Origin of the sequence: Protofrankia sp. CiP3, assembly GCF_917627345.1 — a bacterium.
In the GTDB taxonomy this organism is placed as follows: Bacteria; Actinomycetota; Actinomycetes; order Frankiales; family Frankiaceae; genus Protofrankia.
In genome coordinates, this window is record NZ_CAKJTM010000145.1 from 1 (window position 1) to 9,004 (window position 9,004).

Genomic DNA, 9,004 nt, shown 5'->3' on the forward strand with positions numbered 1-9,004 from the left:
CGCAGGCGCTGCGCCGGCTGACCGCCGACGAGGCGCTGGCCGCGCTCGCCGCCACCGGCGGCACCGCGGTGCGGGTCTGCCCACGGCTCGGGCTGCTCGCCGGTGATCCGGCGGCCCGCCCGCTGATCGAGATCGACGGCTGTGCCTTTGTCCGCCCACCGTGGAGGTTCACCCGATGACCGCGCTGGATCCGGGACTCACGCAACCAGACCTGCCCGGACCGGCCGCCTCGGTGTCCAGCGTCCTGCCGGTGCGCGATCTCGTTCCGCCCGCGCTGCGCGCATGGTGGGCGTACGCCGGTTTCTATCCGGGACGGGATCTCCACGCCCTGTTCACCGAGAACGCGCTGCGGCATCCGGACCGGCCGGCGGTCCTCGACGACGACGGCGAGGCCACCTATGCCGATCTTGCCGCCCGGGTGTCCCGGCTGGCCGGCGCGTTCAAGGCGGCCGGTATCCGGCCCGGGGAGACGATCGCCGTCCAGCTCCCGAACGGATGGCGCCCGGTCGCTGTGGATCTCGCGGCCGCCGCCGTCGGAGCGGTCGTCCTCGCCTATCCGGTCGGACGGGGCCGGCGGGACACGCTCGCCCTGCTCGCCCGGTCCCGAGCGGCCGCGGCGGTGGTGCCGCACCGGCACGGAGACGTCGCCCCCGCGGACGTGCTGCACACGCTGCGCCGCGACCTGCCCCATCTGCGGATGGTGATCGCGTCCGGGTCCGGCGCCCCGGACAGCCTGGAAGACCTGGTTGACTCCGGTCCGCCGCTGGCCCGCGGGGAGCCCGTCGACCCGGCCGCGCCAGCCCGCATCCTGATCTCCTCCGGGTCGGAGGCCGCGCCGAAGATGATCGTATATTCGCATGACGCGCTGGCCGGCGGGCGCGGGGCGTTCATCGGTGCCCTGCATGCCCCGCCAACACCGATGCGCAACTTCTTCATGGTGCCGTTGGCGTCCTCGTTCGGTTCGTCGGGCTCCGCGGTGACCGTCGCCCGTTTCGGCGGCACGCTGATCGTCCGCTCCCGTTTCGAGGCCGGCCGCGCGCTGGCTGCCATCGACGCGCACCGCCCGCACCTGGTGTTCGGCGTACCGACGATGTTCGCGATGATGCTCGACCATCCGATGATCGACCGGGTGGACATGTCCTCGCTGCACGCGGTCGTCGCGGGCGGCTCCCGGGTGGACCCGGCCACCGTGCAGGCCTGCCGGCAGGCCTTCGGCTGCGGGTTCGTCAACTGCTACGGCTCCGCCGACGGCGTCAACTGCACCACCGATCCCGGCTGCCCGCCGACGGAGGTGCATTCGGCCGTCGGCCGGCCGAACCCGGCGGTCGCCGCGATCCGGGTCGTCGGCGAGGACGGGCGGGACGTGCCCGTCGACGGGGTCGGGGAGATCTGGGGCCTGGGGCCGATGAGTCCGCTCTGCTATGTCGACGCCGATTTCGACGACCGCTACCGCACCGGCGGCGGCTGGGTGCGCACCGGCGATCTCGGACGTGTCGACCGCGACGGTTTCCTGCACGTCGTCGGGCGCCGCAACGAGATCGTCATCCGTGGTGGACGGAACATCAGCCCGGTGGAGGTCGAGCTGCTCCTGGCGCAGCATCCCGCGGTCCGTCAGGTGGCCTGCGTCGGCGTCCCTGACCGGATCATGGGCGAACGGCTGGCCGCGTGCGTGGCGACGAAGGACGGAGCCGCGGCACCCGCCCTCGGTGAGCTGACGGCCTACCTCGCCGACGCGCACGGCCTGGAACCGGCCAAGTTCCCGGAAAGCCTGCACATCCTCGACGAGCTGCCGCTGTCCGCGGCCGGCAAGATCGACAAAAGGTGGCTGCGGGAACAGCTCACCGGCAGCGGGCCGCGGTGAGCTCCGCGGCCATCCACTTCGATCGCGTGACCTGCCGGTACGGCCGGCGCACCGCCGTCGACAGCGTCGTTCTGGATGTCGGCGCCGGTGAGCACGTCGCCCTGACCGGAACGAACGGATCGGGCAAGAGCACCCTGCTGCGCGCGGCCCTGGGCCTGCATCCCCTCGCCGGTGGCTCGGTGACCGTCGGCAGCGTCGCGGCCCGCACCCGCGCCCAGTGGGCGGCACGCCGCCGGCAGGTCGCCTGGGTTCCCCAGCGCCTGTCCCCCGGCCGGTTCCCGTTGCTGGTCGACGAACTGCTCGACAGCGGCGGGCATCCACCCGCGGCCCGGGAGGCCGCCGCCGGGCTCGGTGTGGCAGGGCTCGGCGGCCGGCCGCTGCACACCCTGTCCGGGGGGCAGCTACAGCGGGTGTTCCTCAGCCGTGCCCTCGGCGCGGTCGCCGCGGGCGCCCAGGCGCTGTTCGCCGACGAGCCCACCGCGGCACTCGACTTCGCCGGCCAGGAGCAGGTTGCCCGGCTGCTCACCCGGCTGCCGGTCACGGTTGTGGTGGTCAGCCACGACCGGGCGATGGCCCGGTCGTGTGACCGGGTCGCTGAGATGGCCGCCGGCCGGCTGCGGGTGATCTGACATGTACCGGTTCGTCGACCTCCTCGCGCTGCCCGCCGTCCAGCGCGGCGCCGCGGGCCTGCTGATCGCCGCCGTCGCGCTGCCGATCGCCGGAGTGTTCATCATCGGGCTGGACATCATCGCCGTCCGGTTCGCCGTCATGCACGTCGCCCTGCTGGGGATCACGGTCGGCCTGCTCACCGGGGCCGACCCGACGCTGTGTGGGCTCACCGCCTGCGCGTTGGCGGGCGCCGGGGTGGCGCCGTTCGCCCGGCGGCCCTCGGGCCTGCCCGGCGCGATGGGCCTGCTGATGACGTTCGCGATCGCTGGCGCGCTGCTGGTGCTGTCCCTCTCCGGGGTCAACGCCACCGGCGCGTTCGAGCTGCTGTGGGGCTCGATCCTGGCGGTCCGCGGCGTCGACCTGGTCGTGCTCGGCGTCCTCGCCGTGGCTGTGCACCTGCTCTACCGGCGCCATCGGCGCCAGCTCGCGCTGCTGCTGTTCGACCGGGAACTGGCGCTGTGCTCGGGAGTGCCCGCGGACGCCCTGATGCTCGCGCTGCTCGTGGTCGTCGCGGTCGCCATCGGCGCCGCGATCCGGCTCACCGGCGCGTTGCTGGTCGACGCGCTGACCATCCTGCCCGCCCTCGGCGCCCGCGCTCTCGGCCGCTCTCTGCGGTCGATGGTGATCTGGTCGGTCGTTCTCGGGCTGCTCGGCAGCACGGTGGGATTCACCGTCGCCCTGGCGGTCGACCAGCCTCCCGGCCCCGTGCTGGTCCTGGTCGCCGGTGCCCTGACCCTGCTCACCTATCTGATTCCTGAAGGAGCAACGGATGCGCGTCCTTCGCGCCGCCGCGCTGACCGTCCTGGCGACGATGCTGTCCCTGTCGACGATCGCGTGTGGCAGCACTGACAACCCGTCCGCCGCAACCGCGGCCGGGACTCGGCCGGCCGGTGCGACACCGGCCGCGGGACCGACAGTGGTCGCCTCGACCAGCTGGGTCGGTGCCCTGGCGAAGGCGGCCGGGGCCAGGAAGATCACGGTCATCGCACCCGCCACCGTCCAGCATCCGCCGGACTTCGAACCCACCCCCGGCGATCTCGTCAAGGTCACCGGTGCCGACTACATCCTGTACTCCGTGTTCGACGGTTTCGCCGCCAAGCTCAAGGCCGCGGCTGGTGGAGCGGGCCGGCTCGTGCCGGTCGAGCTGGAGAACACGCCGACGGCGATCAGATCCGAGGTGACCCGGCTCGGCGCCATGTTCGGTACCGCCACGGCGGCCACCGCATGGTTGTCGCTGTTCGACAGCGAATACGCCGCGCTGTCGGGCAGGGTCAAGGCCGCGCTGCCGACGCCGGCACCGACCGCGGTCGCCCACCTGTGGATGGCCTACTGGGGTGCCTTCGCCGGCCTGTCCGTCGTCGGCACCTACGGCCCCCAGCCGGTCTCGGCCGGGCAGCTCGCCGATCTGTCCGCGAAGAGGCCGGCGCTGGTCCTGGCCAACGCACACCTGCCGAGTGTCAACCCGGACATCCCCGGCTCGACCCGAGTCGAGATCATCAACTATCCGGACGCCAGTCTCGACCTGCTCGAGGTCTTCCGGACGAACACCGGCCGCATCATCGCGGCGTTGTCCGCACAGCGCTGACACCCGCCGCTGGCATCCGCCGCTTGACAAACCGGCACTGACCAACCGGCGACAACGGCGCGAGGCGCGTGCCTCAGCCCCGCGACGCCGCGTCCCCTGGTGCCGATCGCTCAAGTCACCCAGGCCGCGACAGGATGAAACGGGTGAAAACCCCGCCCCGGGAACCGGACAGCCCGAACGCGCGACTATTGGCAGATGGACTGCAGTACATGCCGCGAAGCGGTCTCAGCCCGCATCGACGGGGAGAGCGAGTCCCAGCCTCCCGAGCTGATCGACGCCCATCTTGCCGGTTGCGCGCGGTGCCGCGGCTGGGAGGAGACGGCTATCGCGCTGGGCCGGTCGCTGCGGGTGGACGAGGTCTCGGCCGTCCCCGACATGGTCGACGCTGTCATGTCGGGGACGCCGGCCCGCTCCCGCGGGCCGCTCCCCCGGATCGCCCTCGGCGGCGTCGCCGTCATCCAGATCGTCGTCAGCCTCAGTCAGCTGCTCGACGGGGCAGCCGCCGACGCCGAGGGGCACAGCGTCCACGGGCATCTGTCACCGGCGCATCTGTTCAACGAGAGCGCGGCATGGAACCTCGCGCTGGGGATCGGGATGCTGTGGGCGGCCATGTACGCACGGCACGCGGCTGGCCTGCTGCCCACCATGTCCGGCTTCGTTGTCGCGCTCACCGGGCTGTCAGTTCATGATCTTGCAGTGGGCGCGGCACCGTGGAGCCGCATGATCACTCATCTGCCGCTCTTCGTCGGGCTGGCCCTGCTCTACCTCGTGGATCGCGGCGAACACCACCGTGGCAGGCCGGTGCCGCGCTGGCCCACCGGTCAGCCGGTCACCGACAGCGAGCGGGAGCCGGAACGGACGGCGCAGGATCTCCGGCCTGGCCGGCCAGACCGCCCGCCGCTACGCTCGGTGAGCCACCACCGGGCCGCGTAGGAGCGCCCGGCAACAGCGGCGTGGATCACGGTCATCCGGTGCCAGTACCGGTGGCGACGGGCCGGTCGGGGTCGGACGACCACGCCGACCACGAGCCCGCGAACAACGCGGCCTCGATCCCGGCCACCGCGAGCGCGGCGATCTGGTGGGCCGCCGTCACCCCGGATCCGCAGTAGACCCCGACAGGCTCTGACCCGTCGGCACCCAACGCCACGAAACGGGCACGCAACCGGTCCGGGGACAGGAAACGACCGGTCCCGTCGAGGTTGTCCCCTGTCGCCGCGCTGACCGCGCCCGGGATGTGCCCCGCGCGCGGGTCGACGGGCTCCACCTCGCCGCGGTAGCGCTCCGGCGCGCGGGCATCGAGCAGGACACCCGCGCGGGCCACCCGGGCGGCGCCGTCGGCGTCGAGCAGCGGCAGGTGTCCCGCGGTGAGCACGATGTCTCCGGGGACCGGGACGGTCTCCCCGGCCTCGATCTCGAAGCCGGCCTCCCGCCAGGCGCCCAGCGCGCCGTCGAGGATGCGCACGTCGTCCACGCCCGCCCAGCGCAGCAGCCACCACGCCCGAGCCGCGGACTGTCCCCCGTTGTCGTCGTAGACCACGACCGGCCGGCCGGCGGTGAGCCCCCAGCCCTGGGCCGACCGCTCCAGCGCCGCCACGCTGGGGAGCGGGTGCCGGCCGGCTCTCCCGCCCGGTGCGGCTGCGAGCTCGGTGTCGAGGTCGACATAGACCGCGCCCGGCAGGTGGCCCGCACGATAGTGATCACGGCCGTGTGGGTCGCCAAGCGCCCAGCGGACGTCCAGCAGCAGCGGCGGCGTGGCCGACAGCAGTTCGTCGTGCAGGCGCTCCGCGTCGACGAGGACCACGGATCCGCTGGGATCGCCCCGCCGCTGGGAGCCGCCGATTCCTCCGTCCGCTCTGCTCAGCGGTGCACCGGTTTTACCCGGCGGCCGGCGGCGCGCCGACGCCAGCAGAGCCGCGAGATCGGTCTCGTCAAGACCGCCAGGGGACGTCCGAGCCAGCGCCGCCGTAACGCTCCGCCGCTGCACCCCCGCGTTCATCGGCGCGTCAAGCCCGTGCAGGCGCGCGAGCAACACGATCTCGCCGTTGAGGAAGTCCGACTCGACCGAGCCACCGCGGGCCAGGCTCTGCCAGGTGGAGCTGCCCTGCCGTTCGTAGCCGGGGATGTCGTGCAGGACCAGCTCGAGGGCGCTGTCCGCCTGCACGTCGACGGCCTCGATCCGCGCCGCGGCCAAGACCTCCCGCGCCTCGTCCACCAGCGCCGCCGCCACCGTGTCCCGCAGTTCGCTGGGAGCATAGAGCGCATCGAGGTTGTAGGCCAGGTTGTCGAGCAGCTTGCCGGCCTTCCAACGGTCGATGTCCCCGACCACCGTGACGGCGAACGAGCCCCGGCGCAGGTCGGCCGCGATCCGCTCCACGGCGGGGTCGCTGCCACGCGGCGCGCGGCCAAGGTAGAAGGCGCCGACGAGCGGCGCGCCCGGGGACACGACCTCCCCGGGCCGCAGATGCGAGGACGGGCTGAGAACAACCGCGTCGACCACCGTGGCGAACCGCCGCAGCGCCGTCCGGACGTTCTCGAGCCCGTTCTGCAGCAACAGGATCGGCAGCACCTCCGCGGCCGTGCGCACCGCGCCGGGCACATCCACCGGGCGCCACGCCCACTGCTGTAACAGCGCTTCGGAGTCCTGCGACTTGGTGGCGAGCACCAGGATGTCGTCCGCGTGCAGGTCGACCTCGTCCGGCCCTCCCACGACGTCGAGCAGGAGCCACCGGTCGGAGTCCGGCCGGATGTAGCGCAGGCCCTGGGATCGCAGCACCTCGAGGTTCGCGCCCCTGGCCACCAGGACCACCCGGGTTCCAGCCCCGGTAAGCTGCGCGGCGACGGTCGCGCCCACAGCGCCCGCTCCGATGACGATATATCTGGCGCTGATGGCGCTACCGTCCTTCCCTTATCCCCACGAGGGGCTCGTGCAAAGACTCGCTCACGCGCTCCGCTGGCCCCGCCGCCGGGACGCGGCCACCACTTCTTCAGTGGGGTAGACCTCGCCGCCCGCGACCTGCTCGCGCGCCTCCCGGATCGCTGCCACCATGTCGGTGTCGGCCAGAATCGCCAGTGTCTCGTGCGGGCTCTCCCGCTCCTCCACTGAGACCACGACCGCCGCGGGACGGCCGTTGCGGGTCACGGTGACCTGGTCATGCCTGGTCACGCCTGGTCACCAGTTCAGAGAGCCGCGTCTTCACTTCGGCGAGCGGTAGCGTCTCCATGGTCGGAATTGTAGTCCAGCGTACGATCTCCGTGGCTGGCCGCAGTGTGGGGGTGCGCGTGATCGACGATGCCGACGCCGACGGTGCCGACGACGGTGCCGGCGCGGAACGTCCGCCGAGGGTGTTCATCTCCTACGCCCACACGTCCGACGCGCACGCCGAGGCCGTCCGGGAGCTGTACTGGTTTCTGCGCTCGCGCGGGATCGACGCGAAGTGCGACCTGCCAGCCTCCCAGCGGCGGCAGGACTGGACGGTGTGGATGGAGCGGGAGATCCGCGCGGCCGACGTCATCCTGGTGATCGCCTCGGCCGCCTACCGGCGCCGGGCCGGCGGGGATGCCGCCGCCGACGACGGTCGCGGCGTGCAGTGGGAGGCCGGCCAGATCCGCGAGGTCATCTACCGCGACCAGCCCGCGGGCCTGCTCCGCGTCCTGCCGGTCGTTCTCCCGGACGCGACCGCCGACGACATCCCCGACTTCCTCCGCCCCTACTCGACCACCCACTACCGGGTGAACGAGATCTCCGACACCGGGCTTGAGGCGCTCCTGCGGGCCCTGCTCGGCCAGCCGCTGGAGCTCGAACCGGTGCTCGGGAACCGCCCGCCGCTGCCCGCACGCCCCGGGCCGTCCGCCCCGCGGGGTGAAGGCCGTCCCAGCCCGGGGGCGCTTGCGGTAGCGGTCGAGGAAGTAGCCATGGAGGAGGAAGCAGTGGCGACGACGCGCGCGTCCGGACCCGGTGGGGACATCCCGTTGAGCCGGGACGATCGGGAGGCGCTGCTGACCGCCCTGGCGGAGAATTTCACCACCGACATGGCGGCCGAGCGGGTACTGAGGCGCATCGACTATCCGCGGTCGCGCCGGCCCGGCTTCGCGAACGCCGTTTCCGAGCAGATCTGGAACATGATCCTCATCGACCTGGAGAATGGCGCGGTCGCGACACCGTACCGGGGGCTGCTGACCTCCGCCCTGCACGCTCAGCCCCACAACACGGTATTCCGCTCCCTCGCGCGGCGGTACGGCCTCGACCCCGGCGGGCGCTGACGGCCGGGCCGTCCAGAAGTGAGCACGTGAACGACCGCTGCCGCGACCGTTTGTTCCCTCAGCTTCATGACCGGAAGCGGGTTCGGGGCCCGAGGAGCAGCGGGCCCACTCGCCGGGTTACGCTGATCGCCGCAGGGCGGCGCCGGCAGGTGACGGGGGCGGTGTGGACGAGCAGCGGGGGAACCGGTCTACGACCCAGGTGAGCGCCGCCGTCCCGCCCGTCGACGGTGCCTTGCGCGCCTGGGCGGTGGCGCACGCCCGCAGCGTGGGCCACACCGGTGGCCCTGGGGGGGTTCCGCCTCGGCCCGCCGGTGCACCGCCGGCCGTGCCGGCTACCCGGTGGGAGGAGCCGTGGCTACCGGGTGATGTTGTTGTCGCCGAACCGCCAGCCACCCTCACCGGCCACACCGGCACGGTCACCTCGGTGGCGTGGGCGACCGGCACCGACGGCCGGCTCCTACTCGCCACCGGCAGCAGCGACCAGACGGTGCGAGTCTGGGACCCGGCCCGCGGCCAGACCCTGCACACCCTCACCGGCCACACCGGCGGGGTCTGGTCGGTGGTGTGGGCGACCGGCACCGACGGCCGGCTGCTGCTCGCCGCCGGCGGCGGCGGCGACGGGACGGTGC

Annotated in this window: 8 protein-coding genes and 1 pseudogene; 7 read left to right on the forward strand and 2 right to left on the reverse strand. The window is 72.9% G+C overall.

What is annotated here, in order from left to right; all coding sequences use genetic code 11:
* Positions 1-175: 175 nt before the first annotated feature.
* The 5 genes from MJ797_RS24485 to MJ797_RS24505 all read left to right on the forward strand — a co-directional run bounded on the left by MJ797_RS24485 (position 176) and on the right by MJ797_RS24505 (position 5,048).
* Positions 176-1,861, forward strand: coding sequence for a class I adenylate-forming enzyme family protein (locus tag MJ797_RS24485; protein ID WP_239341713.1), 1,686 nt, complete (start codon positions 176-178; stop codon positions 1,859-1,861).
* Entirely contained in the window at positions 1,858-2,490 is a 633-nt protein-coding gene (locus MJ797_RS24490) for a metal ABC transporter ATP-binding protein (protein ID WP_239341716.1), read from the forward strand. Before MJ797_RS24485 ends, MJ797_RS24490 begins: the two co-directional genes overlap by 4 nt.
* A 1-nt stretch (position 2,491) precedes the next feature.
* On the forward strand, positions 2,492-3,379 hold the full coding sequence (locus tag MJ797_RS24495; protein WP_239341719.1) for a metal ABC transporter permease: 888 nt from the start codon (positions 2,492-2,494) through the stop codon (positions 3,377-3,379).
* Complete coding sequence (locus MJ797_RS24500; protein WP_239341722.1) at positions 3,300-4,115, forward strand: metal ABC transporter solute-binding protein, Zn/Mn family; 816 nt, start codon at positions 3,300-3,302, stop codon at positions 4,113-4,115. The genes MJ797_RS24495 and MJ797_RS24500 overlap by 80 nt, the downstream gene beginning before the upstream one ends.
* Before the next feature lie 195 nt (positions 4,116-4,310).
* A complete protein-coding gene (locus MJ797_RS24505) occupies positions 4,311-5,048 on the forward strand; it encodes a zf-HC2 domain-containing protein (RefSeq protein WP_239341725.1) in 738 nt (245 codons plus the stop codon).
* A 31-nt stretch (positions 5,049-5,079) separates the two neighbouring features.
* Here the strand turns inward: MJ797_RS24505 and MJ797_RS24510 are convergent, their stop codons facing one another.
* Together MJ797_RS24510 and MJ797_RS24515 are read right to left on the reverse strand one after the other, a co-directional pair.
* On the reverse strand, positions 5,080-7,002 hold the full coding sequence (locus MJ797_RS24510; RefSeq protein ID WP_239341734.1) for a rhodanese-like domain-containing protein: 1,923 nt from the start codon (positions 7,000-7,002) through the stop codon (positions 5,080-5,082).
* 51 nt (positions 7,003-7,053) lie between these two features.
* Entirely contained in the window at positions 7,054-7,278 is a 225-nt protein-coding gene (locus MJ797_RS24515; RefSeq protein WP_239341728.1) for a type II toxin-antitoxin system Phd/YefM family antitoxin, read from the reverse strand.
* A gap of 56 nt (positions 7,279-7,334) precedes the next feature.
* Here MJ797_RS24515 and MJ797_RS24520 point away from each other — a divergent pair, with 56 nt between their 5' ends.
* Complete coding sequence (locus tag MJ797_RS24520; protein ID WP_239341731.1) at positions 7,335-8,375, forward strand: TIR domain-containing protein; 1,041 nt, start codon at positions 7,335-7,337, stop codon at positions 8,373-8,375.
* A 163-nt stretch (positions 8,376-8,538) separates the two neighbouring features.
* Positions 8,539-9,004: pseudogene (locus MJ797_RS24525) on the forward strand (DNA-binding protein); the annotation flags it as partial.